This window comes from Variovorax sp. PBS-H4 (assembly GCF_901827205.1).
Lineage (GTDB): Bacteria > Pseudomonadota > Gammaproteobacteria > Burkholderiales > Burkholderiaceae_C > Variovorax.
The window spans coordinates 2,498,699-2,524,728 of the sequence record NZ_LR594675.1 but is presented as its reverse complement, the minus strand read 5'-3'; the positions used below and the strand labels follow the sequence as shown (position 1 = coordinate 2,524,728).

Below are 26,030 nucleotides of genomic sequence, written 5' to 3'. Positions count from 1 at the left end.
AAGCTCAACCTATTCGAGAGTGGGCTCGGCCCGCTCCTCCAGCACGGCGGGTGCAGTGTCGGATACGGCTTCTGCAATCGCGAGCACTGCCGCCGCCGTGCGCTGCGCCGCCCCGCGGTTGGCGCCGGCGAAGGCCTGCGCTGCCTCGGCCATCGCCTCGCGGCGATCCTGCTGTTCGACCAGCTTGAGCGCCGCCGTGACCGCATGCTCCATGTCGTTCACCCGTAGCGAGGCGCCTGCCGCGAGCGAGAGCTCCGCGGCCTCGGCGAAGTTGTAGGTGGAAGGTCCCATGATCACGGGGCAGCCGCAGGCGGCCGCCTCGATGAGGTTCTGGCCCCCCAGTGCCTCGAAGCTGCCCCCCAGCAGCGCCACGTCGGCCAGGCCGTAGTAGAGCGCCATCTCACCGAGCGAATCCCCCAGCCAGATTTCCGACTTGGCCGGCGCACCGGCCGCGCTGCGCCGCGCCACCGCGAAGCCGCGCCCCTCGATCAGGGCGGCAACCTCGTCGAAGCGCTGCGGGTGGCGCGGCACGATCATCCACTGCACTTCATGCACCCGCCTGGCGATGGACTGCACCGCATCCTGCGCCGGCGGCACGGGCGACAGCGCGCCGAAGCGCTCAAGCACGTCGAGCAACTGCGCCTCCTCGCCGTCGCGCGAGCTCGCAAGCATGACCACCGGCCGCGGCAGCTGGCCGCGCAGCCGGGCTGCCGTCGCGAGCTGGCGGGGATCGGGCGTCGCGTCGAACTTGAGGTTGCCGTAGACGCCCGCGACCTTGGCGCCCAGCGAAACCAGGCGATGCGAATCGGCCTCGGTCTGGGCCCAGACCGCCGCCAGCGAAGAATACGCGGGACGCGCCAGCCAGCCCAGGCGCTCCGCGGAGGCGAGCGAGTTCTCGTTGAGGCGCGCATTGGCCAGCACCAGCGGAATGCCGCGTTCGGCACACGCGGCGGTGAGCTCGGGCCATACCTCGGTCTCCATCAGCACGCCGATGCGTGGCTGGAAGCGGTCGAGGAAGCTGGCCACCGCGGCGGGCGCGTCCCAGGGCTGCCAGACCTGCAGGTCGCCTTCTTCCAGCAGCTTGGCCCCCTCTTCGCGCCCGGTCGCGGTGCCATGGGTGAGCAGAATCGGAATGCCCGGATACTGGCGGCGCAGCTCGGCGATCAGGATGCCGGCAGCCCTCGCCTCGCCCAGCGAGACCGCATGGACCCAGCACCAGCCGGTGCCGGCCGTGGCCTCGTCATACCGGCCGAAACGCTCCTCGACCGCGTGGGCGTAGCCGGGCTCGGCCACGGCCCGGCGGCGCAGCTTGCGCCGAACCAGCGGTTGCGCAAGGGTGGTGAAGACGCCGTACAGGCGCAGCAGCAGCGAACGCACGCTCAACAAAAAGAATCCGGGGCTCAGTGCGCAGCTTCGGCCAGCGTCGCATCGGGCTTCACGCCCTTGAGCAGCGCGAGGAAGTCGTGCTGGATGCGGTCGAGTGCGGCCTGCGTCTGCCCTTCGAAACGCAGCACCAGCACCGGCGTGGTGTTGGAGGCGCGGATCAGGCCAAAGCCGTCGGGCCAGTCCACGCGCAGGCCGTCGATGGTCGAGACCTTGGCCTGTGCATCGAACTTGGCCGTCTGCACCAACTGCTCGACCAGCGCGTGCGGCTCGCCCTCGGCGCATTTCACGTTGAGCTCGGGCGTCGAGAAGCTGGTGGGCAGCGCGTTGAGGGTGTCGCTCGCGTTGGGTGTCTTGCTGAGGATTTCCAGCAGCCGGCAACCGGCATAGGTGCCGTCGTCGAAGCCGAACCAACGTTCCTTAAAGAAGATATGGCCGCTCATCTCGCCGCCGAGCGGGGAGTCGATCTCTTTCATCTTCGCCTTGATCAGCGAGTGGCCGGTCTTGAAGATCATCGGCTTGCCGCCCGCGGCCTCGATCGCGGGCGCCAGGCGCTGCGTGCATTTCACGTCGTAGACGATGGTGCCGCCGGGCACGCGCGACAGCACGTCCTGCGCGAACAGCATCATCTGGCGATCAGGGAAGATGTTCTGGCCGTCCTTGGTGACGATGCCCAGGCGGTCGCCGTCGCCGTCGAAGGCCAGGCCCAGCTCGGCGTCGCCGGTTGCCAACGCCGCGATCAGGTCCTTCAGGTTCTCGGGCTTGCTCGGGTCGGGATGGTGGTTGGGGAAATTGCCGTCGACCTCGCTGTAGAGCTCCGTCACCTCGCAGCCGATGGCGCGCAGGATGGCCGGCGCCGATGCGCCCGCGATGCCGTTGCCGGAATCGACCACGATCCTGATGGGGCGCGCGAGCTTGATGTCCTCGACGATGCGCTTCGTGTACGCCTCCATGACGTCTGCCTTGCGCACGCTGCCCCCGGCCGCGAGCTGGGCGCTGCCGGCTTCCATCACGCGGCGCAAACCCTGGATTTCTTCGCCGTAGATGGCGCGGCCGGCCAGCACCATCTTGAAGCCGTTGTAGTCCTTGGGGTTGTGGCTGCCGGTCACCTGGATGCCGCTGGTGGCCAGCGTGTGGGCCGCGTAATAAAGCATCGGCGTCGTCACCGCGCCGACATCGATGACTTCGATCCCGGTGGCGACCAGCCCGCGGATCAGCGCCTCCGCCAGCGCCGGGCCCGACAGGCGCCCGTCGCGCCCGACCGCCACCGCCTTCTCGCCGGCCGCGCGTGCCGCGCTGCCGAAGGCCTTGCCGAGCGCCTCGGCGACCTCCGCGTCGAGCGTGGTGGGCACGACGCCGCGAATGTCATAGGCCTTGAAGATCGATGCGCTGAGCTGCATGGGCTTCCCTTCGGGTGAGTTCGAAAAATGAAGACCATTGTAGGCATGCGCTCCTGCTGCCAGATGTCCGGAAATGGCTATTCATGCGCGTGGCGCTCCGTATCATCCAAGGCATGCCCCTCTCGACCGCCTCCCCCGCCGCTGGACTTGAAAGCGACGCCTGCTACCTCGCCATGAAGGCCCATGACGCGCGCTTCGACGGGTCCTTCTTCACTGCCGTGACGTCCACCGGCGTTTACTGCCGGCCGGTCTGCCGCGTCAAGCTGCCGAGGCGCGAGAACTGCCGCTTCTTCCGGCATGCGGCCCAGGCCGAGGCCGCCGGCTTCCGCCCTTGCCTGCGCTGCCGGCCGGAGCTGGCGCCGCGGGCCGCGAGCTGGTCCACGGAAGACGCATCGCGCATCCTTGCGCTGCAGGCCGCGCGCCTGATCGACGAGCCCGATGCCTGGGACGAGGACGGCCCCGGCGCCGCCCGCATCGCCGCTCGCCTGGGCGTGAGCGACCGCCACCTGCGCCGCATCTTCGAGGCGCAGTTCGGCGTGTCGCCGCTGCAGTACCTGCAGACGCGCCGCCTGCTGGCGGCCAAGCAGCTGATCGCCGACACGCGGCTGCCGATGACGCAGGTGGCGCTGGCCAGCGGCTTCGCCAGCGTGCGGCGGTTCAATGCGGCCTTCGTTTCGCATTACGGCCTGAACCCGAGCGCGCTGCGGCGGGCCGGCGCCGCGGCCGGCGAGCGCGGCGGCGGCTCGGTGAGCGTGCGCCTGGGCTACCGCCCGCCCTATGACGCCGCGGCCATGCTGGGCTTCTTCGCGCGCCGCGCGCTGGGCGGCGTCGAGGCCATCGACAACGCGGGCGGCACGCCCCGGCTGGCTCGCACGCTGCGCGTCGCGCAGGGCGAGCGCATGCATACGGGCTGGCTGCAGCTGCGCTTCGACGGCGAGCGCGAGCAACTGCTGCTGCAGGTCGGCGATTCGCTGGCCGCGGTGCTGCCGACGGTGATCAGCCGGGTGCGCGCGATGCTCGACCTGGACGCAGACCCGATGGCGATCAATGCCACGCTGCACGCCAGCTTCCCGCAGGGCGACGGGCTGCGCGTGCCGGGGACGGTCGACGGCTTCGAGCTCGCGGTGCGGGCCGTGTTGGGCCAGCAGATCACCGTCGCCGCCGCGCGCACGCTGGGCACGCGGCTGGTGCAGGCGCTGGGCGAGCCCATCGCCACGCCGGTCGCGGGGCTGGACCGGCTGTTCCCGACCCCTGCCGCCCTCGCGACGGCGAGCGGCGATGCGCTGGGCCAGCTGGGCATCGTGCGGCAGCGGCAGTCGGCCCTGATCGCCCTCGCGCGCAACGTGCTGGAAGGCCGGCTCGCCCTGCATGCCGGCGCCGATGTGCCCGCCACCCTCGCCGCCCTGCAACAGCTGCCCGGCATCGGAGACTGGACCGCGCAATACATCGCCATGCGCGCGCTGCGCTGGCCCGATGCCTTCCCTGCCGGCGACGTCGCGCTGCAGAAAGCGCTGCGCGTGAGTTCCGCACGCGCAGCGGCGGAGGCCTCGCAGGCCTGGCGTCCGTGGCGCAGCTACGCAGTGCTGCGCGCATGGCACAGTCCCCTGCCCGCCGGGGAATCCTCCGCCGCGCCGCCCGCCCTCGAAAGCGTTGCCGCCTGAATGTCTGACGAGACACGACATCGCGAGACGACATCATGAAATTCAAGAACGCCACCCTCCACAGCTGCACGATGCAAACCCCCCTCGGCGCCGTGACGCTTGCGGCCACCGATGCAGGCCTGGCCGGCGCCTGGTTCGACCAGCAGCGCCACTGGCCCGACACGCACGGCTGGCAGCACAACCCGGAGCATCCGGTGCTGCGCGAAGCTGCGGCCCAGCTCGCCGACTACTTCACCGGCCGCCGCCAGCACTTCGACCTCCCGCTCGATCTGTCGCACGGCACGGCCTTCCAGCAGTCGGTGTGGCAGGCGCTGCTGGCCATTCCCGTGGGGCGCACCACCAGCTATGGCGCAATCAGCGCGGGCCTGGGCAATGCCGCCGCGGTGCGTGCGGTGGGCGCGGCGGTGGGCCGCAACCCCATCAGCGTGATCGTTCCCTGCCATCGCGTGCTCGGCACCAACGGTTCACTGACCGGCTATGCGGGCGGACTCGAACGCAAGAGCGCACTGCTCGAGCTGGAAGGCGCCTTGTGAGCGAAGGCGAGTGCACGGCCGCGAACGCCGTGGCCAACGTGGCCGCGACCAGCGGGCCCGGTTCGCCCATCACTCCCATCCCGCCGGCACGCCCGGCCAAGCGCTGGCTGGTTGATCTCGTGTTGCTAGGCATGCTGTGGGGCGCCTCTTTCCTGTTCATGCGCATCGGCGCGGCGGAATTCGGCGCGCTGCCGACGGCCGCAGTGCGGGTCGGGATCGGCATGCTTTTCCTGCTGCCGCTGTTGTTCATGCGCGGCCAATGGTCCAGCTTGAAGCAGTACTGGAAACCGGCGCTCAGCATCGGCGTGTTGAATTCCGGGCTGCCTTTTGCCTTCTTCGCCTTTGCGCTGCTCACCATCAACAGCGGACTCGGTGCCGTCCTCAATGCCACGGTGCCGATGTTCGGTGCGCTCGTCGCGTGGGGCTTCTTCGGCGAGCGGCCCGATCGCTCGCGCACCCTGGGCCTGGTGATCGGCTTCGCGGGAGTCGCCATGCTGGCCGGGCGCAGCGCGGGACTGCAGTCAGGCGCGGACGAAACCGCAGCACGCTGGGCCATCGCCGCCTGCCTCGCGGCCTGCATCTGCTATGCGGTCTCGGCGAGCCTGACGCGCAAGCACCTCACGGGCGTGCCGACGCTCGCCACCGCGGCCGGCAGCCAGATCGGCGCTACGCTCGCGCTGGCACTTCCGGCCCTCTGGCTGTGGCCGGCGCGGATGCCGAGCCTCAAGGCCTGGCTCGCGCTCGTGGTGCTGGGCACGGCGTGCACCGGACTCGCCTACATCCTGTTCTTTCGGTTGATCGAGCGCGCCGGCCCGGCGCGCGCGCTGACCGTGACCTTCCTGGTGCCGGTGTTCGCGCTGTTCTACGGCGCCGTTTTCCTGGGCGAGGAGATCACGCAGTGGATGCTGGCATGCGCGGTGGTGATCGTGTGCGGCGTGGCCTTGTCGACGGGGTTGGTGAGGCTGGGGCGACGGCCGGCGGCGACCGTACAGGAGCGCCGCTGATCGATTGTTGATGGCGACGCGCACGTGGATCGCGAGCTCTTCCGGCTGCGCATAGCGAATCAAATCGCTCCCGCCACCACGTTGATCGACATCGCCAGCACCAGCATGTTGAAGGCGAAGGACAGCACGCTGTGCACGAGCGTGATGCGGCGCATTTCGCGCGAGCGCACCTGCACGTCGGACACCTGCGAGCACATGCCGATCACGAAGGCGTAGTAGAGAAAGTCGAAGTAGTCCGGGTCGAGCTTGCCCGGAAAGTCGAGGCCCGGGTGGCGGTCCGGCTCCGCGCGGTAATAGCGGTGTGCGTAATGAAACCCGTAGATCGTGTGGATCATCAGCCATGAGCCCGCAAGCGCCAGCAGTCCCAGCGCGATGTGGCCGATGCGCGCAGCCTCTCCCATCTCCCCGACCTGCTTCAGCAGCAGCGAGATCGTCACCATGCTGGCGCCGACGCCGGCCACCATGGCGGCCAGGATCAGCACGCTGGGCTGGTCGAGCGACCGCGCGCGCGCCCGCGTGCTCGAAGCGTCCGAGGTCTCGGCGAGCCACCAGGCAGGCAGCAGGTAGGCCGTCGCGCCACAGCACCAGCCCAGAAGTCCGCGGGCTACGGCGCCGAAGTGCCAGGGCAGGAGGCCGATGGCAACACCCACCACCGCGCCGAACAGCAGCCGCTGCCAGCCCATCATTCGCGTAAATCGCATATGCATGCAGGGCACTTTAGCGCGCGGCGACAATCGCGCTCGCACCATGATGAACATCCGACCTTTCTGGCGAGGCGCGCTGCTCGCCGCCCTCGGCCTGGCCCCGCTGATGCCGCCGGCCCATGCCGCTTCTCCCGCGCCCGCACGCGTACCCGACACCATCGAGCAGCGCGTCGCGGCCTGCATCGCCTGCCATGGGCGCGAGGGTGCCAGCACCAATGCCGGCTACTTCCCGCGGCTGGCCGGCAAGCCCGAAGGCTATCTCTACAACCAGCTGCTGAGCTTTCGCGACGGGCGCCGCTTCAACAGCGACATGGTGCACATGGTGCGGCACCTGTCGGATGCCTACCTGCGCGAGATCGCGCAGTACTTCGCGGCGCTCGACCTGCCCTATCCGCCCGTGTCCGCGCGCACCGATGCCTCGGCGCAGAGTCTCGCGCGCGGGAAGGAGCTGGCGTTCCAGGGCGATGCCGCGCGCGGCATTCCGGCCTGCGCGCAATGCCATGGCCAGGCGCTGACCGGCATCGCGCCCGCCATTCCCTCGCTGCTCGGCCTGCCGCGCCTGTACCTCGCCTCGCAGTTGGGCGACTGGCTCAACAACGGGCGCCACGCCCTGCCGCCCGACTGCATGGCGGAAGTCGGGCGCAAGCTCAACGCGGACGACATCAACGCCGTCGCGAGTTGGTTGGCCTTGCAGCCGGTGCCGGCGGACCCCAAGCCCGCGGCCGCGCCACCCGGACCGCTGCCGATGCCCTGCAGTGCCATGGGGAGCTGACGCGATGCGACGCACCCTCTATACCCTGCTCGCCTTGGTCGTGCTGCTGCTCCTGGGGGCCTCGGGGCTCGTGGCCCTCAACTTGCGCGGCGAAGATCCGCTTCCCGCTACACCGGTCGCTTTCAACCCGACGCCGGCCCAGGTCGAACGCGGCCGCTATCTCGCGCTGGCCGGCAACTGCGCCGGCTGCCACACCGCGCGCGGCGGTGCAGCCTATGCCGGCGGCGTGGGCATCGAGACGCCGTTCGGCACGGTCTTCGCGAGCAACCTCACGCCGCACGACGAAGCCGGCATCGGCCGCTGGAGCGCCGCGCATTTCTGGCGCGCCCTGCACAACGGTCGCTCGATGGACGGGCGCCTCCTGTACCCCGCCTTTCCCTACCCGAGCTTCACGCGCGTGACGCGCGAGGATTCGGACGCGATCTACGCCTACCTGCGTACCGTGCCGCCCGCTCCGACGCCCAGCGCCGCCCACAAGCTGCGTTTTCCCTATGACACACAAGCTGCGCTCGCCGTATGGCGCGCGCTCTTCTTCGCGCCCGGCAGCTTCGTCGCCGATCCGGCCAAGCCTGCCGAATGGAACCGCGGCGCCTACCTGGTCGAGGGCCTGGGCCATTGCATCGCGTGCCACGGCACGCGCAACGTGCTGGGCGCCACCGAAGAGAAGCTGGGTCTCTCCGGCGGGCTGATCCCCGTCGAGAACTGGTATGCGCCTTCGCTCAATTCAAAGCGCGAGGCCGGTGTCTCGGACTGGGACACGCAACACGTCATCGCGCTGCTAAAGAACGGCACCTCGCCGCGCGGATCGGTCATGGGACCGATGGCCGACGTGGTCTACCGCAGCACCCAGCATCTCGGCGACGTCGACCTGAACGCCATGGCGGTGTTCCTCAAGCAACTGCCCGAAGCCAAGGCAGCGGACGCGCCCGCCCCCGCAGCGCCGGTGCGCCGCGATGCCGGCGTGATGGCGCGTGGCGCAAAGATCTACGACCAGCAATGCGCCTACTGCCACGGCGACGCGGGCCAGGGTGCCCAAGGGGCCTACCCGGCGCTGGCGGGCAGCCGCGCCGTCACCATGGACTCGACCGTCAACCTCGTGCAGGTGCTGCGCCACGGGGGCTTCCTGCCTTCCACTGCCGGCAATCCACGACCGTACGGCATGCCGCCCTTCGGCCATGTGCTCGATGACGACGGCATCGCCGCTGTGCTGAGCTACATCCGAGGCTCGTGGGGCAACGACGCGCCGCCGGTCACCCGCAGCCAGATCATGCGGCCCTGATGTCCACGCGCGCTGCTTGACCTTCCCATCATGGTAGGGTCGATGCTTTCCGTGCCTTCGGCAGTACGGAGGAAGAAAGGAAAGCGCAATGAACCAGGCCCTCCCCGGCAAGGAACCCTTCAACATCGGCGAGGCGGCGGCACGCTCCGGCGTGTCGGCCAAGATGGTGCGGCACTACGAGTCGCTGGGGCTGCTGCCCCGTATCAGCCGCACCGACGCCGGCTACCGGCAGTACAGCGACAAGGACGTGCACACGCTGCGCTTCATCCGCCGCGCACGCGACCTCGGCTTCAGCATGGTCGAGATCGCGCAGCTGCTGAAGCTGTGGCAGAACAAGCGCCGCGCCAGCGCGGACGTGAAGCGCATCGCCCTGGCCCATGCCGCGGACCTGCATCGCCGGATCGAGGAAATGGCAAGCATGAAGCGCACGCTGGAGCGCCTCGCCGACTGCTGCCACGGCGACCAGCGGCCCGACTGCCCGATCCTCGAGGAGCTGGCCGAGCACTGAAACCCTGTGCTGGCAGGGGTCCGCCAGAAAGCCTTGACCTTCCCATGATGGGAGGGTCGACAGTAGACCCATCTGTAATACACGGGAACGACCCATGCCGATGGACAACAGCTTGACGATGCCGGCGCCCGCCGGCGGCCAGCAGGAACGGTCGCTGCAGATCGAGGGCATGACCTGCGCCTCCTGCGTGGCGCGCGTGGAAAAGGCGCTGGCCGGCGTACCGGGGGTCGACTCGGCCACCGTGAACCTGGCGACCGAGAAGGCCGAGGTCAGATTCGCCGGCCGCGACGTGGACGTTCCCGCCCTCCTGGCCGCCGTGCGCAAGGCAGGCTACGAGGCACGCCCTGCCGACGAGCCGCAGGCCGCCCCGGCGTCAAACCGATGGCCGGACTGGTGGCCGGTCGCGCTGGCCGCGCTGCTGTCGGCGCCGCTGCTGCTGCCCATGTTCGGCCTGCTCGTCGGCCGTGCCTGGATGCTCGAGGGCTGGTCGCAGCTGGCGCTGGCGACGCCGGTTCAGTTCTGGCTCGGCGCGCGCTTCTACCGCGCGGGCTGGAAGGCCGCGAAAGCAGGCGCCGGCAACATGGACCTGCTGGTCGCGCTCGGCACATCGGCTGCCTATGGCCTGAGCCTCTACCTGTTGCTCGCGCAGGCGGGCCACGGCATGCCGGCGCATCTGTACTTCGAGGCGTCCGCTGTCGTGATCACGCTGGTGCTGCTCGGCAAATGGCTGGAGCTGCGGGCCAAGCGGCAAACCACGGAAGCCATTCGCGCGCTGAACGCGCTGCGGCCGGAACGTGCAAGGGTGCGCCGCAACGGGCTGGAACAAGAGCTCCCCCTCGCGCAGGTGAAGGTCGGCGACGTGGTGGTGGTGCGCCCCGGCGAGCGCATCCCCGTGGACGCCACCGTGCTCGAAGGGGCCAGCGATGTCGACGAGTCGCTCATCACCGGCGAGAGCCTGCCGGTTGCCAAGCATGCCGGCGATGCCGTCACCGGCGGGTCGGTCAATGGCGAAGGCCTGCTCGCGGCGCGCACCACCGCCGTCGGTGCGGAATCCACGCTCGCGCGCATTGTGCGGCTGGTGGAGTCGGCGCAGGCGAAGAAGGCGCCCGTCCAGCGGCTGGTCGACCGCGTGAGCAGCGTGTTCGTGCCGGTGGTGATCGCCATTGCCCTGGCTGCGCTGGCCGGCTGGGGCGTGGCCACGGGCGACTGGGAAGCCGCCATCCTCAACGCGGTGGCCGTGCTGGTCATCGCCTGCCCGTGCGCCCTGGGGCTGGCAACGCCGACCGCCATCATGGCGGGCACCGGCGTGGCAGCGAGGCATGGCGTGCTGATCAAGGACGCGGAGGCGCTGGAGGTTGCGCACAGCGTCGGCATTGTCGCGTTCGACAAGACCGGCACACTGACGGAGGGCCGCCCGGAGCTCGTCGCTTTCGAGGCCGTCGATGGCGACACCGCTGCCCTGCTCCGGGCCAGCGCGGCCATCCAGGCCGGTAGCGAGCATCCGCTGGCGCATGCCGTGCTCGCCGCAGCCGGACAGCAGGGGCTGGCGATCCCGGCCGCGAGCCAGGTACGCGCGCACGCAGGCCGCGGCGTGGCTGCCGAAGTCGAAGGCCGCGCGCTCCGGCTGGGCAGCAGCCACTTCATGAGCGAACTCTCGGTGCCCCTGGGCGCGCTAGCCGAGCGCGCCGCTCGACTCCAGGCGGAAGGCCGAACTGTTTCCTGGCTGGCCGAGACCGGCGCCAGCCCGAGGCTGCTCGGGCTGCTCGCTTTCGGCGACACGCTCAAGCCGGACGCCGCGGCAGCCATCCGGCGGCTGCACGCACAGGGCATCCGAACCGCGCTTGTTTCGGGAGACAACCGAGGCAGTGCAGAAGCCGTGGCCCGGTTGCTGGGGATTGGCATCGTGCATGCGGAAGTGCTGCCCGAGGACAAGGCCGCCATCGTCGGGCAACTCAAGGCCCAAGGCATGCGTGTCGCGATGGTCGGCGACGGCATCAACGATGCGCCGGCGCTGGCCGCGGCCGACGTGGGCATCGCCATGTCCACTGGCACCGAGGTGGCCATGCACGCGGCCGGCATCACACTGATGCGCGGCGATCCCGCGCTGGTCGGCGACGCGATCGACATCTCACGCCGCACCTACGCCAAGATCCGGCAGAACCTGTTCTGGGCCTTCGTCTACAACGTCGTGGGCATTCCATTGGCCGCCTTCGGCCTGCTGAGCCCGGTGATCGCGGGCGCAGCCATGGCTTTCAGCAGCGTGAGCGTGGTGGGCAACGCGCTCCTGCTGCGGCGTTGGAAGGCGGCCGCGGGCTGATGAGCCGCAGCTCAGGTCCGGGGCCGGCCCGCGCCGAGGCTTGCCGGTACTCAGGCGACCATCTGCCGGCAAGCCTCCGCGCAGCGGCGGCAGGCTTGGGCGCACGCTTGGCAGTGCGCGTGCGAATGTTTCGCGCACTCGTCCCCGCAGGCCGTGCAGATCTCCGCGCAGAGGCGGCAGATGGCCGGCGCGTGGGCACTGTCGCGCGCCATTGCCGCCGCGGCGAGCTGGCACATGGCGGCGCAATCCGTGTCGAGCGCGATGCAGGCGGCCATCATCTTCACGTCGTCCTCGTGCAGGCAGGCGGCAGCACAGTGGCTGCACGCCATCGCACATTCGTTGCAGGCAGCGATGCACGCTGCGTACTTCTCATGGGGCATGGCGGCTCTCCTGAAAAGGACAGGTTGGGAAGGAAGGGGCTGGGTGTTTGTCGGACATTGACGCGGCTAGGTGTGCGACTTGCGTCGCTGCCCACGTTTCCGCGTGGGAGCCTGCGGCACGATGTTGCTTTTGTCGTCCCCCACGCTCCTCAGGCTGGCGGCAATCAGGTGCCCGCCGTCCGTTATGTCGACGTCGCCGTGCGGTGGATGCGGATGCTGTTCATTGCTAGGAGGTCAGCTTGTTCTTGACGAGCATCTTGAGCGCCTCCCATTTTGTAAGGTGGACTGGCTCACCTGTGAACGGCGGTTCAGGTGGTGCGCCGATGGTTGCCGCGAGCTCGGGCAGCAGGCGCGACATGTCGGGGGCAGTGACCTGCTCGGGACGAAGTAGATCGCCCGGGTAGTGGGGGTGACCCACGCACAGACTGTCGTCCAGGTTGAACGCCTTGACGGCGGCTACGGCCTCCAGACACCAGTAGCCGAAATAGCCCCCTTCAAGGCGGTGATAGTTGTGCCAGTAAGGAGTCTTGAAGGGAACGGCCTGCTTCTGACGCCCAGATCTTGCGGCGCCGCCAACCTCCTTGTACCAACTCTCGACAAATTCATTCAATAGAACAGCTTGCCTTGCCTCAGGCGCATCGATCGCCTTCAACAGTCGAGCGTAGGGTTTCGGATAGCACAGCGACGTGCCGATCATGCGATTTGGCCACCTGGTAGCAATCATCCGGTCGAGCAGCAAGTCTTCGCCCTCATTGCCAATCAGGTCGAGGAGGCGGTGCCATTGCACGTCGGAAACTTTGAGCGCAAGTGCCAAGCCTACCAACCAGAAGCAGTCGATGTAGTAGTCAAGATTCACTGCCCATGTATGACGGCTATGTTGTTGCTCCGGTGTCCACATTTCCGCACCCAAACGCTGAGATTTTTCCCAATAGTGAATGAGCGGTTCGAAGTACTGAGGTAGCACACCGCTTGGGTCACCGCGAGAGTAGCGGCGCATCATCAGCTTGAAATGATGAAACGCTAAATCTTTTACATACTGGGGGCGATAGGCAGGGTTCTTTGATGGTTTGGCGATAGTCGAAACATCTTCAGCAATGGCCGTCTCAACGAACATAATCCATCGATCAAACCATTCCTTATCTTTTAAACAGTCTCGTATCACTTCTTGGCTCCCAACAACATACTCCTCAAATTAGAGTCAGCTTTAACGACCTTGCCCGCTGCATCGACAAGCCAGACCGAGGTCCCTCCCGCCGGATCGGTATGTACGACCCGCTTTTCGACTCGCCCGCTCTCGAAGGCCTTTCGAATGAGTGCTGCCTCGGCCTCACTTCCTGCGGCTTGGATAAGCCGGTTCGAGCCCAATACCCACCCGTCACTCATCTGCAGCCCGTCAGCTGTTTTCCCCAGCGTCGAAGTTCCGAACTTGTACTCCACGATCACATAGTCGGCATTGGCACTCGTGACCTTGTACAGGTCATCGATCCCATTGCTGCCCACCTCACCCATTCTCCCCAGCCTTGTGGCCCCTGGCAGCACGTTTTGCACTGTATTGGCGCCCAGCAGTTCCCCGACGATGCCCTTCTGATGGCTCGACAGCTGGCCGAAGTCCATCAGTGCCTTGCCGTCCGCGCCGAAGCCGCCGAAGCTGGCCGCCAGTCGCAAGTCCGCCATGGCGCCGTTGATGAGACGGTAGGCCGCACTTCCGAGCGGCACGGCCGCAGCAACTCCGTTGAAGAAGCGCTCGACCGTCGTGAGGTTCTGGCCAGTCAGGCTCTCGCCAGTGAGGGCCTGGTACAGGGCGATCGGCGTGCCATAGACGGGCAGCAACGACGCGATGTTTTCGCCGAGCCGCAGGGCCTGCTCGGTCGTCAGCCCGGAATGTCGGCTGAGTTCCACCAGTTGGGCCGCGCGATCCAGTTGCTGCATCTGCGCGTCGATGCGATCGAAGTCCGCCTGCGTGCAGTCGGCACCGCACCGCGCAGCCAGACGGGCGTTTTCTGTTGCGACGATGCCGCGCACATTGGCGAAGGGCGAGTGGCTGAGATAGTTGTTCGCCGCCGCATTGCTCCCCGCCTGGCTGGCGAGATTGATCTGGCTGGCATCCCCGCCGGTGACGGCCACAGCCAGCCCGCTCATGAGGGCGGCGAACTGCACCGTGTCGTCTCTTCGGCCGTAGCCTTCAGCCGCCAGTTCGCCGATCGCCGCACCCAGCGCACCTGCCGCGCAGCCACTCGCGCTGTCGGCTCTGGCCGCACCCACCATGCACCCCGCGATCGCATGCGCGGCCTTGTTGGTGAAGTCATCCAAAGCGCCAGCGAGCGTGAGGTCGCCGATCGCGTGGGCGCCTTGTGCCGCCACCGTGTCCAGCAGCGTTGACTTGATGCCTTCTCGCAGGTTGTCCTCGAAGCTGCTGCCGTGATGGCCAGCTCTCGAGATCCCCGCAGCTTAGGCTTTGACCCAGTTGAACCGTTGCGTATGGCTTACTTCTTTGAAACGCGCACACCTTGGTTCTGCAAATCCTCCAGTGCATGGGAGAGATCTACAGTCTCGTCCGTTTCCTCGTAATCCAGGGGCTTGTTGTAGTCGTACTCGATGTTGAACTTGCCGTCGGGATACAGCGTAAACGTCAAGCCCCAAATGCGCTGGCCCGTGGACTTTAGAAGATCCTCGCGGAGGAAAAGAGCCGCATCCATTGACTCACTGACTAAACCTCGCGGTGGGCTGCTCCCTGTCCGATCGACGACGCCATTACACGTTGCACCCCATTGCACCGAAACCATCTGATTGAAGATTGCAAATCTTGCAAAGGCCGAATCCCAGGCTCTGTGCGCCGGGAACCTATGTACTGCTCGCGCAAGCGCCTGGTAGGCTACTTCCGCTGTCGTGATGTCACTCATTGTTTGAACCTCTTGGTCACTTCTATGCCATCGATAATGGCTGCCACAAAAAATTCATTGGGCCTGATTGCGTCCCCGGCCGGATACCCCACCTCAATCTTCACCGTCACAGTCTTCCCTTCCTTGAGTGCGTTCCTGAACTCGTTCTCCATCGCTCGCCAGTCGCCTCTATTGAGCGTGGAAGCCTGCGGCACGATGTTGATTTTGTCACCCGCGCCTCCCAAACTGGCGGCAATCAGGTGCCCACCTTCATCCTTGGCCGCACCGCATTTCCCCGTCGCGCACTGCTGGTAGCCATTGCGATCCATCGCGTTCAACGACAACGTGCCCTCGACCTTCTCCACCCGGCCGGACGCGTCCGTGATGTACTTGTGGCCATTGCTCAGTTCGTAGACGGCGCCAGGCTTGAGCTGACCGTTCAAGGCCGTGTCCCACGCGCCCTTGCTGCCGACACTGGCCCGGATGGAGCCCTGCGCTTGCGTCAGCTTGGATGCTGCCCCTGCGGCATCGCCGACGTCCAGCAGCGCCTTGGCCTCCTTGATCAGCGCCCTGGCCGCATCGCCGGCGGGCCCCAGCGCCCCGACCAAGGCCAAGGTGTAGTCGAAGGGCGTTTCAGCCTCGACAAAGCCCTTGATGTCGCCAACGACCGGCGTGAGATCCAGGGCGAGGCTGGCCAGCGATCTGAAGACCGCTTCGCCCGCAGGGCCCATCGGTGAGGCGTGAGGCGTGCTGTTGATCAGGCGCTGGATCTCGGTGCGCTCGGCCGCGTCCGAGTACAGGCCGAAGCGAATCTCGTCGCGCAGCGCAGCGTTGTCGGGGGTGCTTCGGTACGTGGCCTCTGCTGCCTTCGCAAAGCCGATCCAGTCGCTGCAGAGCTTGCTCGCACCATCGGCGTAGCACGCCGCACGCAGCTTCTCGTCGCGCGCCTTGTCCTTGGCGTTCCACGCATCGCGCTCTGCACAGGCGAGCTGATCGCCGCGATCGCAAGCAACGATGGCCTTCTTTCTGGCTTGGTTTTCCTCGTGAGCCAAAAAATTGTTCGCCGCCGCATTGCTCCCCGCCTGGCTGGCGAGATTGATCTGGCTGGCATCCCCGCCGGTGATGGCCACAGCCAGCCCGCTCATGAGGGCAGCGAACTGCACCGTGTCGTCTCTTCGGCCGTAGCCTTCGGCCGCCAGTTCGCCGATCGCCGCACCCAACGCGCCTGCCGCGCAGCCACTCGCGCTGTCGGCTCTGGCCGCACCCACCATGCACCCCGCGATCGCATGCGCGGCCTTGTTGGTGAAGTCATCCAGCGCGCCAGCGAGCGTGAGGTCGCCGATCGCGTGGGCGCCTTGTGCCGCCACCGTGTCCAGCAGCGCTGACTTGATGCCTTCTCGCAGGTTGTCCTCGATGCTGCCGCCGTTGATGGCCGCACCGATCACGGCTCTGGCGGCGCCGGCGGTGAGGTTTTGCCGCAACTGCGCAATGAAGGGCTGCGCACCACCTCCTGCTGTGGGCAACCCGGTCGGGTTGAGATCCAGCCCCGCCAGCACCCCGCCCGTGACGATCGCCGTCAGCAGGCTCTTGACGCTGGCACTCGACCCCAGGTCGTTCAGCGCTGCGCCAATGTCGCCCCGGTGGTTGATCAGCGCCACGCTCGCCTGGCTCGCCAGCGCTGTCACCCCGGCTGTGACCGCACCCCCGACGACCGTGCCGGCGGTCCCACCCACGGCTGCGCCCGCGCTGGCACCCAGCCCCGACGCCGTCCCGGCCGTGAAGTACGACACCACCAGCGTCACGATCGCCGCGCCCTCGGGCGTGAGGCCCTGCTGCTGGTAGTCCCAGTGGCGGTGCGCCTCCTCGAGCCGCACCCAGTCGATCTTGCCGCTGAGCGCAGGATCGTTACTGAGCTGGCCGACCCAGCCCATGCCCGGCTGCCTGGCCAGCTGCTCGAGGCTGTCCCGCGCCCCCAGCCCGGCCTGCACCCGGTTGGCGTTGACCGCCAGGGTGCCTGCATTGAACCGGTTGTAGTGCGTGCTCTCATCGCTCGTGCCGCGCGATCGCTGCTGCTGCCACGAGAAGTCCTTGCCCTGGCTGCCGGTCTCCAGCGTGGCGACGGTGCTCTGGGTGTCCAGGGATAGCGTGCCGGCGTTCAGGCTCAGCGTGCCGGGGGTGTCGATGGTGGTGCCGGCGATGTGCAGGTCACCGCCTTTGCCATCGGGCCCCGTGGCGGTAAGGCTGACGTTGACGCCGCTGAGGGTCGTGCGCGCAAGGCGGGTGGTCTCTGCATCCAGGGTGTCGCCGCTCTTGGCGCCCAGGCCGTGGCCCAGGTCGTGCAGCCCCAGAGGGCCGAAGTCGCCGCCGCGCTGGCGCTGCTCGCCATGCACTTCGCTGCGCTCGATGGCCCCGGCGATGTTCACGCTGCCGCCTTCGATCGCGATATCCCTGGCAGCGGAGACTTGCACGCCCTGCAGGTTCACCGCCCCGCCGCGCAGCAGGACGCCGCCTTGGCTGCTGGTGATGGTGCTCGCAGCAGCGGTGTCGCTTCCGACGTCGATGCCGGTGCCCGAGGCCCTGTTCTGCATGAACACCGGGTCGTGGATCGGGCTGGAGCGCTTGCGGTCGAAGTCGACGCGGGCATTGCGGGTGTTGCGCCCTTCGACGATGTCGAGCATGCGCCCGGCATCGACCATCACGCCCTGCGTGCCGCTGAGCTGCGAGCCTTCGATGCCGATGTCGTTGCCCGCACCCAGGGCCACGAGCCCGCCCGAGAAGCGGCTGCCGACGCGGGTGCTGCTGTCGTGCTGGCCGCTCGCGGTGGTGGCCGTGCGGCTCACCAGGCCCTTGTCGCTCCATTGCATCGAGAAGCTGCCGGCGTCTTGCTGCTGGCCCGATTCGATGTGGATGTCGCGCCCCGCATTAACGCTGAGCAGGGCCGTGCCGGCCTCCACCGTGGCCTGGCGTGCGTTGATGTCGCGGCCGGCGGTGAGGAACGTGGCCCCATCGGTGGCGATGGTGGTCCCGAGCTCGCGCGAGGAGGACGCGACCATCGCGCTGTTGTTGTCGATGCCCCTGCCCACCAGGGTCGAAGCTTCGCGCACCGTTTGGAGGTGGATATCGTTCTTCGCATTGATCGAGGTGGTGCCACCTGGCCCTTGGTTGGAAACGATGGCCCCGACCAGGTTCACGTCACGCCCCGCACTGGCCACCAGCGTGCCGCCGGGGTTGGTCACATAAAGGCCCGCCACGCGGTCGATGCGGGTGGTGCTGTTGAGCCCGGCCTGGTTCGTCGTGGTCGTGGTGCGGATGTTGATGTCGCGCCCTGCCCGGATGGAGAGGCTGTCTCGCGCGTCGATGGTCCCGCCGATGTCGTTCAGATCCGCTCTGGCGTCCAAGGCAACACTGCCGCCGCTGATGCGCCCGCCCAGGTTGTCGAGGGTCTCGGCGTTGATGGCGACCAAGGTCCGCCCGGCGATGGTGCCGGTGTTCGTCACATCGCCCGCGCTCTTGATCCTGAGGGCGTCCGCACTGAGCAAGGCCCCGGAGCCATCGATGTCCCCGGGCCGCACGCGCACGTACACCTGTGGCACCAGCACGCGCTGGGTGCTGCCGTCGGGCAGGGTGGCCGTCTGCTCCACCAGCCAGACGATGTCGCTGGTGAGCTGCGCCATCTGCGCGGGCGTGAGGGCGATGCCGGGGCGCAGGCCGTATTCCCTGGCGAAGGTGGCGCCTGCGCTTATCAGCGCGGCATATTGTTCTTCGTCGCTGTAGAAGCCGTCCAGGTAACGGGAGCCGGTGAGCTGGGCGATCTGCTCGCGGATCAGGCGCTGCTCGTAGAAGCCATCGCCCAGGCGCTTTTGCACGAGGTCGGGGTTCAGGCCCAGCCGGTCCAGCAGAGAGTCGCTGCCGAGCCAGCTGCGGTAATTGGCGAAGCGGGCATCGGTCTCCACCAGGTAGCGGTTGCCCGGGTCGGGGCGCGTATTGAAGAGGCTCGCGGTGGGGATCGCGGCGTTGGGCGCGCTGGTGCGCACGACGATCGGCATGGTCGCTCCGGGGTTGCCCGGCCTTCCCGAGGCGCCGGGTTCGCTGCCCGTTGGGGTGGACGCCGTTGCGCCGGGACCGCTCGCGCCAGTCGCGGTGCCGGCACCGCTGCCCGAAGTCTTGACGACCGCGCCCACATTGGCCGATACCTCGACGATGGCGCCCGCACGCGCAGGGCCGCTCACCCCACCGGCAGCATCGGCAGGGGCGTCGACATTGGCGCTGCTGCCCGTCAGCTCCGGCGCCTTGCGGCTAGTGGCATTGGTGTTGGCCTCGAAGCGCAAGGCTCCGATGTCAATAGTGCTGTTCGAGGTGACCGGCCCCAGCACATTGAAGTTGTTGGGCCCGGTGCCCGGCTTGTTGGCCATGTAGCCGGTGACCAGCGTGGTGACGGTGGTGCTCTGGGTGCCGGTGGTCGCCTCGTTGTTCACGCCTGCAGCGCCGAGGGTGCCGCCGGCGAGCACGTGGCTGTCGCGGTTGTGCAGGAAGCCGTTCACTTCGAGGTTGCCGCCGGCCACCAGCCGCGCCGGGTCGGTGTGCGTGGCAAGGTCGCGGGTGGTGTCGATGCTCTCGTCCCAGATGCCCCAGCCCTGGCCGACGACGGCGACGGTGCCGTCGGGGTTGCGGTGGAACACGTAGCGGCTGGCGTCGTCGCCCCAGGTGTCGCCGCGGTCCCAGAACTTGCCGTCCATGGTGGCGAGCCGGGAGGTGGTCGCGTGGGTGGTCTGCTGGCCGATCTGGAGGTGGATGTCGTGGTTGTTGACCTGCGTCATCGAGAGGGCCATGTTGCCGAGGGATTCGATGTCGGCGCTGAGGTTGTCGAGCGTTGCACCCTGGCCCGTGGCGTAGCGGTTCATGTCCAGGGCGCCGCCGATGAACAGGTCACCGGCGCTGAAGATCAATGAGCGATCACGGTTGTCGACGGTGCCCGCGCCGATGTCGAGCGCGCTGCGCGCGGCGATGCTGGCCGAGTGGGTGACGCCGTTGACGGTCTCGGCGTCGTTGATGAGCGTGCTCGCGCCGATGGAGATCGCATCGCCGTAGATGCGGCCGGTGCCGATGTTGTCGACGCTGCTGGCGCTGATTTGCGTCTTGCCCTGGCTGTCGATCAGGCCTCGGTTGGTGAGGGTTCCCGCAGCGCTGACGATGGTGTCGACGCCGGACATCTCGGCACCGGCGGTGTTATCGACGTTGTTGCCGGCAACGGTGAGGGTCTGGCCCGCCAGCAGCTTGCCGCGGTTGATGAAGTCGCCCGTGGTGGTATAGCTGAGGTTGCCGTTCGCGGCGAGCTCAGCGCTGTTCACGATGTCCTGGGTGAGCGCAATGCCCAGGTCCTGGCCCGACGCCACCACGCCGTCGGCGCTGAAGGTGGCGGCGTCGATGCGCAGGTCCTTGTTGGCGACCAGCTTGCCGCGGGTGTTGACCAGGCCCAGGGTCTTGGCCGCGGGGTTGGCGGCGTTCGGATCCACGATGCGCAGGGTGTTGCCCGCGGAGACCAGTCCGGCAGTGTTGTCGATGCCGCCGCTGCTGGTGAGGGTGGCGTCGGCATCGGCGCGGATGGCACCTGTCTTGTTGATCAGCGCGCCGGTGGCGATGCTGACATTCCTGCCTTCGATGCCCTGGCCGGGGCCCAGGGTGGCGGCGTTGGTGACGCTGCCGGCGTTGAAGGTGATGGTGCCCTGCGAGCGGATCAGTGCGCCGGTGTTGTCGATGGCGCCGGCGTCGATGCGCAGGTCACCCGTTGCCTGAGTTTGGCCGCCGCGGTTGTCGTAGCCGGCGCCTTGGGTGTCGATGCTGACCTTGTCCTGGCCGAGGATGAGGCCGCCGGCCGCATTGATGACCGTGCCGGTCCTGGCGACCAGCGCGGCCTTGGCACCGATGAAGCCGGCCGTGTTGTCGAGAGTGCCGCTGTACAGCGTGAGTGTGCCGCCGCTGGCGATGCCGCCTTGACCGTTGGCGTAGCCGGCAGCGTCGGTGTTGGTGAGCGCCTGGCGGTGCGTGTTGATGACCATCGCTGCGCCGGACTGGATCAGGCCGGCGTTGTTGTTCAAGGCGCCCGATTGAAGGTTGACAGTGGCGATGGCGGCGAGGGTGCCCTGCACGTTGCCGAGCGCCTGGCCGCCGGTGTCGATGCTCAAGCTGTCGCCGAAGACCTTGCCGCTGCTGTTGTCGAAGCCTGTGTTGCGCAGGGTGATGGTGCCGCCTGCTTGCAAGGTGCCGCCGACGTTGGCGGTGATGCCCGAAGTAGCGAGGTCGAGCTTTCCATTGACAGCGGCCACGGTGCCGCCGTTGTTGTCGAGGCTGGCGGCGCTCAGTCCTGTGTTGCCGTTCGCGGCGATGACGCCGGCCTGGTTGCTCGCCGCGCCGCCGACGGTGGCGCTCAGGTCGCCCACGGCGGTGATGCGCCCGGCATCGTTGTTCAGGCCGACCGAATCGAGCGTGAGCTTGCCTCCTGCGCCGATCTCGCCCTGGTGGCTGTTGTCCAGCGTGCCGGCGATGGCAAGACCGAGGTTGGAGGCCTCGGCGGCGCGGAGGGTGCCGCCTCGGTTCGCCAGGCGACCCGCGGCAACGGCGGTGTGGCCGTTGCTCGCGATGACGCCTGCGTTGTTGTTCAAGGCGCCCACCACCGTGAGGCGCATGTCCGCCGAGCCGCCCTGCACGAGCTTGCCGCCCTGGTTGCCGAGGGCCCCGGCATCGATGGTGATCTGCTGGGCGTAGGTGCTGCCGCCGTCCTGGTTGAAGTGGCTTGCAACCTTCACGGCCAATGCGCCGTTGCCGAGGATCTCGCCGTTGGCGCCGCTGTAGCTGTTGCCGGCGATGGTGAGCGTTCCGCTGCCTGCATGCTCGATCGTGCCGCCGGTGTTGGCGAGGCCAGCGCTGGCATCGAGCGTCAGCTGCTGCCCGTTGGTAGCAATGCGTCCACCGCTGTTGTCGAGGGCGCCCGAGGTGGCGATGGTCGTTGCGCCCTTGCCGGTCTGCACGATCTCGCCGCCTCGGGTGTTGGCGAGGTTCGAGACGCTCAGGGTCAGCTGGCCTGCATTGAGCTTGCCGCCTTGATTGGTGAGCGTCTGGCTGGCTTGGTTGTGGGCCGTGACGTTCAGCGTTCCCGGCGTGGTGATCGCCGCGCCGCTGCTGATGACGTTGCCGTGCGCGGCGATGAGCGCAACGTTGGCCGCGCTGGTGGTACTCGAGGACAGGTCGATGCTCGCGCCCTGCAGAACGGCATCGCCAGCAGCGAGGTTCGTGCCGTTGGCACCCAGCGCGCCGGTGGTGCTCACGCGCAGGTCGCCCGCCGTGCCCCGCTTGCCGTCGGCCTGGATGCCGGCGCCCAGCACGCTCGTGCTGCCGCCTTGCAGGCTGCCAGCCGTGATGGTGATGCGGCGAGCGGCGGTGATGCTGCCGTCGTTGGCCAGCGCAGCGCTGACATTGAGCGTCGCATCGTTGCCGGCGCGCACCACGCCGCTGTTGTTCAGACGCTCCGCCTGGATGGCGAGATCCTTGGCGGCGCCGATGGCGCCATCGGCATTGAGCAGTTGCCTTGCGACTGTGATGCGGCTGTCGGCGGTGGACGACTGGATGCTGCCGTGGTTGTTGTCGAGCGCCTGCGCGTCAACGGCCACGCCCTCGTTGCTCTGCAGCTGGCCGTCCCTGTTGACCAGGTCGCCCGTGCTCGCGATCTGCAGGCTGCCTGCGCGCACCGTGCCGCCGGTGTTGTCGAAGCGACCGACGCTGGCGCTGAAGTCGCCCGCAACGTCGAGCGTACCTCCGGCATTGCTGAAGCTCGGTCCCCTGGCGGCCAGGCTCGCCGTGGTGATCGCGCCGCCGTTGTTGTTGACTTGCGGCGTGTCGAGCCGGATGGCACCGCCTGCGTAGATGCGGCCACCGCCGTTGAGGACGTTGCCGACGGCGGTGAGGTGACCGGGCGCGGGCACAGAGCCTGGCGATGGCGTCGCGCTGCTGCTGCGGTCAGTGACCGTACCCGTGCCTGTGCCGGCACCGGTATCGCTTCCGGGACCAGCCCCGGTGCCACCGCTGCCCGTGCCAGCGCCCGGCGGCGCGGACACGTCGGGCACCGGCTCGGCCCCGATCACGCCCCCGCCGGTGTTGCTCAACACCGGCGCCTGGATCGCCAGGCCCACCCCGCTGGTCTGGCGCATCATGCCGCCACGGTTGTCGATGTCCCCACCGCTCGCAAGCTGCAGGCTCTGCGCCTCGATCGTGCCGCCCGCGTTGCCGAGCTTCCCCGCCGTCGCAATCCCGAGCTCCCCGCCGCTGGCGATGCGCCCGCTGTTGGCCAGGCTCTCCGCAGTGATGCCGGCGCGCCTCGCGGCCTGGATCGTCCCGATGTTCTCCAACCTCCCCGCCGCGGTGATGACGAACTCGCCCGGCCCCGAGAGCGGACCCGAGCCGTCCGCTGCCATGATCGTTCCCGCATTGCGCGCACCGACACCCGCCTCGGTGCCCATCAGAAAAATCTTGCCGGCGTACATGCCGCCGAGCTGCGCGACGTCCAGTGCGAAGGCGGGTGCCTTGCCCGCGCCGACGACCGGGCTCACCTGCCCCTGATCGGCCGAGACTTCATTGGCCCCGGCCACCACCTTCAGCTCGTTGGCCCAGAGCGCCGCATTGACCTGGATGGCGCGCGCCAGGACAGCCGCGTAGTCGGTGCTCCTCGCATCCCATCCAGCCCCGTCGATGCTGACGGTGCCGCCGCGCACGACGTAGCCGTCCAGGCCGCCGAGCGCATTGAGCTGCGGGGTGCCGGTGGTCAGGGTCGCTCGGCTGGCGTTGATGAAGGTGCCGCCGTCCACGGCGATGCCCGCCGGGTTGGCCACGATGACCTCGGCGCGCTGGCCGGCCACCTCGATGGCCCCGCGCAGCTGCGTGGGGTTGCCGCTGACGATCTCGTTGAGGATGATGCGCGCCGGTCCAGTGGCGAGGAAGGGGTTGCCCTGGACCCAGCCGCCCAATTGGGTCTGCGCATCGGTGCGGCTGTTGTTGAGGATGACGCCGCGCGGCTGGACGTCGAAGCGGTTGTAGAGGTTGCGCGAGACGCCGGCAGCCGAGGGCGTCTGGATGTCGACCAGGGGCACGCCGTTGGGAGCGACCAGCACGGTGGGCCGCAGGCCCGGCGCCACGGTGGGTGCGCCGACGATCTGAGCGGGCGCAGGCGAAACCGCGACCAGCCCGGCCAGCGCCGTTGCGAGCACACCCGAGCTCGCCCCCGTCGCCTTGCCCGCGCTCCTGGCCGTCTCCTGCACGACCATGCGCATGCCGCGTGCGGCGTTGAAGACGATGCGGTGAAGGTGCTTGTTCATTTATTTTTCCCCATGCATCCGCGCGTCAGAAGCTGTAGTTCAGGTTGAAGCCCGCCGTTGTCCTGGCCGTGCGAAAGCTCTCAGGCTTCGCAATGGGCGCTCCAACGAAGAAGTCGTAGCTCGACCCCCTCCATGCGCCGCGCAGGCCCACCACGCCGCCGCTCAGGTGGCGCCCGTCGAGTTGCCGCGTGGAATGCCCGGTGACCTGTCCGTAGTCGATGCCGAGGTAGAGCTCCGCGCCGCTCGCGTCCAGCGTCCATCCGACGTCGTTGCGCAGCAGCCAACCGCGCTCGCCCATCAGGCTCGATTCACCGTCGAAGCCGCGTACGGTGTAGCGCCCGCCGATGGCGAAGCGGTCCTGAGGTGTGAGCGCACCGGGACTCCATTGCGCGCGCCACACGCCGGTGTAGCGCAGCTTCTGCGCGCCAAGCTGGAAGGGCGCATTCACGCGGAGCTCGGCCGTGGCGATCCGGAAGCGCGAGGTGCCGTCGCCGAAACGCTCTTCCGGCGCGTGCAGAGCGCCGAACGCGCCCGTGCCGCGCCGCGCCGCCAGGTTGGCATCGAGCGTGGCGTCACCGATGACTTCGCGGTGCGCCAAGCCCAGCTCCCAGCCCGCGGTGGCGCGGCGCTGCACCTGGACCTCGTCGTCCTCGATGATGTTGTGCGTGCTCCGCCGGAACGCGCGCATGCTCAGCGTGGTCTTGCGGCGCTGGTCGCGGTAGAGCAGCCGCGAGAGCTGAAGCTCCGCGTTGGAGGATTCACCGGCGTACACGTAGTCCTGGTCGGCTCCGCGCACCGTCTGGTGGTACTTGCCCCGCGTCGCGGTAGCGCTCGCCAGCCAGTAGCCCCAGGGCAATGCGTAGTGCAAGGTCCGGCCGCTGGTGCCCTGCCCCGCGTGGTTGAAGGCATCGTGGTTGAGGCTGACGTAGAACAGGTCGTTGAGGCCCAGCGGGTTGTCCCAGGCGACGGTGGCGCCCGCCTGCGTCCTGCCGGTGGACCTGGTGCCGCTGTCGTCGAGGCTCAGGGCGGCGCGCAAAGGAAAGCGCTGCGCGTATCTGACGACCAAATCGCTGTCGCCGGGCCTCGCGTCCGCGGCCGTCGAAGGATCGATCTGGATGTCGGCCTCGGCGGTAACGACGCGCTTGAGGTTATCCAGCCCCTGCTCGATGTCGCGCACATTGATCAGATCGCCGGCACGCGCGGGAATGGCGGCAGCAAGGCTGGTACGGGCCTGGCTTCCCTCGGCGAACCGGACGGCGGCCACGCGGGCGGGGATCAGCACCAGGGTCAACGTGCCCTGGCCCAGCGCCTGAGGTGCGGCGAGCACGCGGGTGGTGACATAGCCGGCCGCGACCAAGGCCCGCTGCACCCGAGCCATCACGATGTCGATGCCTTCGGTGCCGAGGCAGCGGCCACGCGGATCGTCGCCGCCGTCCGCGCCGGCGGCTGCGGCCAGCGTCCAATGAAAGTCTTCGGCGCGCTCGCCGGCCAGCACGATTCGATCGATGCGCAGGCACGACGGCGCGTCCGCAGGCAGCCGGCGCTGTTCCGGCGGGGTGTCTGCCAGCGTCGGACTGCGGAAGGCGCGTTCCTGTTGCCGACGCACGGCGCGCTCGCGTTCTTGCAGCCGGTGATCCTCGACAAACGAATGGGCCGCCGCAGGCAGCAGCGGCGCCTGGGCATGCGCCACGGCTGCCAGCGCAGCCGGCAAGACCATCGTCCATGTCTTGCGCTTCCTCCAAGAGGCACGCGCGCTCTTCCGGGCCTTTGGCCCGGAACCTCCCCTGTCACTCATCTCGACCCTTGTTCTTCTTGAAGGGGCGGATTCTGCTGCGCGGCTCGGAAATA

16 protein-coding genes are annotated in these 26,030 nt (G+C 68.3%); 7 read left to right on the top strand and 9 right to left on the bottom strand.

Annotation, left to right across the window (positions count from 1 at the left end):
* Positions 1 to 9 precede the first annotated feature (9 nt).
* Both E5CHR_RS11935 and E5CHR_RS11930 read right to left on the bottom strand, forming a co-directional pair.
* A complete protein-coding gene (locus E5CHR_RS11935; protein ID WP_162583696.1) occupies positions 10 to 1,377 on the bottom strand; it encodes a 3-deoxy-D-manno-octulosonic acid transferase in 1,368 nt (455 codons plus the stop codon).
* Between the two features lie 23 nt (positions 1,378 to 1,400).
* Positions 1,401 to 2,783, bottom strand: coding sequence for a phosphomannomutase/phosphoglucomutase (locus tag E5CHR_RS11930; RefSeq protein ID WP_162579872.1), 1,383 nt, complete (start codon positions 2,781 to 2,783; stop codon positions 1,401 to 1,403).
* Positions 2,784 to 2,896: 113 nt separating this feature from the next.
* On the opposite strand from E5CHR_RS11930, the gene E5CHR_RS11925 reads away from it, so the two are divergent.
* The 3 genes from E5CHR_RS11925 to E5CHR_RS11915 all read left to right on the top strand — a co-directional run bounded on the left by E5CHR_RS11925 (position 2,897) and on the right by E5CHR_RS11915 (position 5,981).
* On the top strand, positions 2,897 to 4,444 hold the full coding sequence (locus E5CHR_RS11925) for a DNA-3-methyladenine glycosylase 2 family protein (protein ID WP_162579871.1): 1,548 nt from the start codon (positions 2,897 to 2,899) through the stop codon (positions 4,442 to 4,444).
* A gap of 35 nt (positions 4,445 to 4,479) precedes the next feature.
* Positions 4,480 to 4,977 carry a methylated-DNA--[protein]-cysteine S-methyltransferase gene (locus tag E5CHR_RS11920; RefSeq protein WP_162579870.1) on the top strand — a complete coding sequence of 166 codons (498 nt, stop codon included), beginning with the start codon at positions 4,480 to 4,482 and terminating at the stop codon, positions 4,975 to 4,977.
* Positions 4,978 to 5,045: 68 nt separating this feature from the next.
* Positions 5,046 to 5,981: a DMT family transporter gene (locus E5CHR_RS11915; RefSeq protein ID WP_269474080.1), complete on the top strand. Its 936-nt coding sequence runs from the start codon at positions 5,046 to 5,048 to the stop codon at positions 5,979 to 5,981.
* 59 nt (positions 5,982 to 6,040) lie between these two features.
* On the opposite strand, the gene E5CHR_RS11910 is transcribed toward E5CHR_RS11915, so the two are convergent.
* Positions 6,041 to 6,688, bottom strand: a complete 648-nt coding sequence (locus E5CHR_RS11910) for a DUF1345 domain-containing protein (protein WP_162579869.1) — start codon at positions 6,686 to 6,688, stop codon at positions 6,041 to 6,043.
* A gap of 40 nt (positions 6,689 to 6,728) precedes the next feature.
* Here E5CHR_RS11910 and E5CHR_RS11905 point away from each other — a divergent pair, with 40 nt between their 5' ends.
* The 4 genes from E5CHR_RS11905 (at position 6,729) to E5CHR_RS11890 (ending at position 11,561) form a co-directional block, all read left to right on the top strand.
* Positions 6,729 to 7,457, top strand: coding sequence for a c-type cytochrome (locus tag E5CHR_RS11905; protein ID WP_443083070.1), 729 nt, complete (start codon positions 6,729 to 6,731; stop codon positions 7,455 to 7,457).
* A 4-nt stretch (positions 7,458 to 7,461) separates the two neighbouring features.
* Positions 7,462 to 8,736, top strand: coding sequence for a c-type cytochrome (locus E5CHR_RS11900; protein ID WP_162579868.1), 1,275 nt, complete (start codon positions 7,462 to 7,464; stop codon positions 8,734 to 8,736).
* Between the two features lie 88 nt (positions 8,737 to 8,824).
* The gene (gene cueR, locus E5CHR_RS11895) at positions 8,825 to 9,244 is read left to right on the top strand and encodes a Cu(I)-responsive transcriptional regulator (protein WP_162579867.1); all 420 of its coding nucleotides are present in this window, start codon (positions 8,825 to 8,827) and stop codon (positions 9,242 to 9,244) included.
* A 118-nt stretch (positions 9,245 to 9,362) separates the two neighbouring features.
* On the top strand, positions 9,363 to 11,561 hold the full coding sequence (locus E5CHR_RS11890) for a heavy metal translocating P-type ATPase (RefSeq protein WP_443083115.1): 2,199 nt from the start codon (positions 9,363 to 9,365) through the stop codon (positions 11,559 to 11,561).
* A gap of 50 nt (positions 11,562 to 11,611) precedes the next feature.
* Here the strand turns inward: E5CHR_RS11890 and E5CHR_RS11885 are convergent, their stop codons facing one another.
* The 6 genes from E5CHR_RS11885 to E5CHR_RS11860 form a co-directional block, all read right to left on the bottom strand.
* On the bottom strand, positions 11,612 to 11,941 hold the full coding sequence (locus E5CHR_RS11885; RefSeq protein ID WP_162579865.1) for a four-helix bundle copper-binding protein: 330 nt from the start codon (positions 11,939 to 11,941) through the stop codon (positions 11,612 to 11,614).
* A 226-nt stretch (positions 11,942 to 12,167) separates the two neighbouring features.
* Positions 12,168 to 13,103 carry a PoNi-like cognate immunity protein gene (locus E5CHR_RS11880; RefSeq protein WP_162579864.1) on the bottom strand — a complete coding sequence of 312 codons (936 nt, stop codon included), beginning with the start codon at positions 13,101 to 13,103 and terminating at the stop codon, positions 12,168 to 12,170.
* Positions 13,100 to 14,380 carry a DUF637 domain-containing protein gene (locus E5CHR_RS11875; RefSeq protein WP_162583693.1) on the bottom strand — a complete coding sequence of 427 codons (1,281 nt, stop codon included), beginning with the start codon at positions 14,378 to 14,380 and terminating at the stop codon, positions 13,100 to 13,102. Before E5CHR_RS11875 ends, E5CHR_RS11880 begins: the two co-directional genes overlap by 4 nt.
* 44 nt (positions 14,381 to 14,424) lie before the next feature.
* Complete coding sequence (locus E5CHR_RS11870; RefSeq protein ID WP_162579863.1) at positions 14,425 to 14,841, bottom strand: hypothetical protein; 417 nt, start codon at positions 14,839 to 14,841, stop codon at positions 14,425 to 14,427.
* Complete coding sequence (locus tag E5CHR_RS11865; protein ID WP_162579862.1) at positions 14,838 to 24,182, bottom strand: two-partner secretion domain-containing protein; 9,345 nt, start codon at positions 24,180 to 24,182, stop codon at positions 14,838 to 14,840. Before E5CHR_RS11865 ends, E5CHR_RS11870 begins: the two co-directional genes overlap by 4 nt.
* A gap of 25 nt (positions 24,183 to 24,207) precedes the next feature.
* A complete protein-coding gene (locus E5CHR_RS11860) occupies positions 24,208 to 25,899 on the bottom strand; it encodes a ShlB/FhaC/HecB family hemolysin secretion/activation protein (RefSeq protein ID WP_162579861.1) in 1,692 nt (563 codons plus the stop codon).
* Positions 25,900 to 26,030: the final 131 nt, after the last annotated feature.

Excerpts from the sequence above, each read along its gene's own strand:
- E5CHR_RS11890 (WP_443083115.1), top strand. The coding sequence starts at position 9,363 with ATGCCGGCGCCCGCCGGCGGCCAGCAGGAACGGTCGCTGCAGATCGAG.
- E5CHR_RS11870 (WP_162579863.1), bottom strand. The coding sequence starts at position 14,841 with ATGAGTGACATCACGACAGCGGAAGTAGCCTACCAGGCGCTTGCGCGA.
- E5CHR_RS11925 (WP_162579871.1), top strand. The coding sequence starts at position 2,897 with ATGCCCCTCTCGACCGCCTCCCCCGCCGCTGGACTTGAAAGCGACGCC.
- E5CHR_RS11920 (WP_162579870.1), top strand. The coding sequence starts at position 4,480 with ATGAAATTCAAGAACGCCACCCTCCACAGCTGCACGATGCAAACCCCC.
- E5CHR_RS11860 (WP_162579861.1), bottom strand. The coding sequence starts at position 25,899 with ATGGTCTTGCCGGCTGCGCTGGCAGCCGTGGCGCATGCCCAGGCGCCG.
- E5CHR_RS11910 (WP_162579869.1), bottom strand. The coding sequence starts at position 6,688 with ATGCATATGCGATTTACGCGAATGATGGGCTGGCAGCGGCTGCTGTTC.
- E5CHR_RS11900 (WP_162579868.1), top strand. The coding sequence starts at position 7,462 with ATGCGACGCACCCTCTATACCCTGCTCGCCTTGGTCGTGCTGCTGCTC.
- E5CHR_RS11885 (WP_162579865.1), bottom strand. The coding sequence starts at position 11,941 with ATGCCCCATGAGAAGTACGCAGCGTGCATCGCTGCCTGCAACGAATGT.
- E5CHR_RS11930 (WP_162579872.1), bottom strand. The coding sequence starts at position 2,783 with ATGCAGCTCAGCGCATCGATCTTCAAGGCCTATGACATTCGCGGCGTC.
- cueR (WP_162579867.1), top strand. The coding sequence starts at position 8,825 with ATGAACCAGGCCCTCCCCGGCAAGGAACCCTTCAACATCGGCGAGGCG.
- E5CHR_RS11905 (WP_443083070.1), top strand. The coding sequence starts at position 6,729 with ATGATGAACATCCGACCTTTCTGGCGAGGCGCGCTGCTCGCCGCCCTC.
- E5CHR_RS11865 (WP_162579862.1), bottom strand. The coding sequence starts at position 24,182 with ATGAACAAGCACCTTCACCGCATCGTCTTCAACGCCGCACGCGGCATG.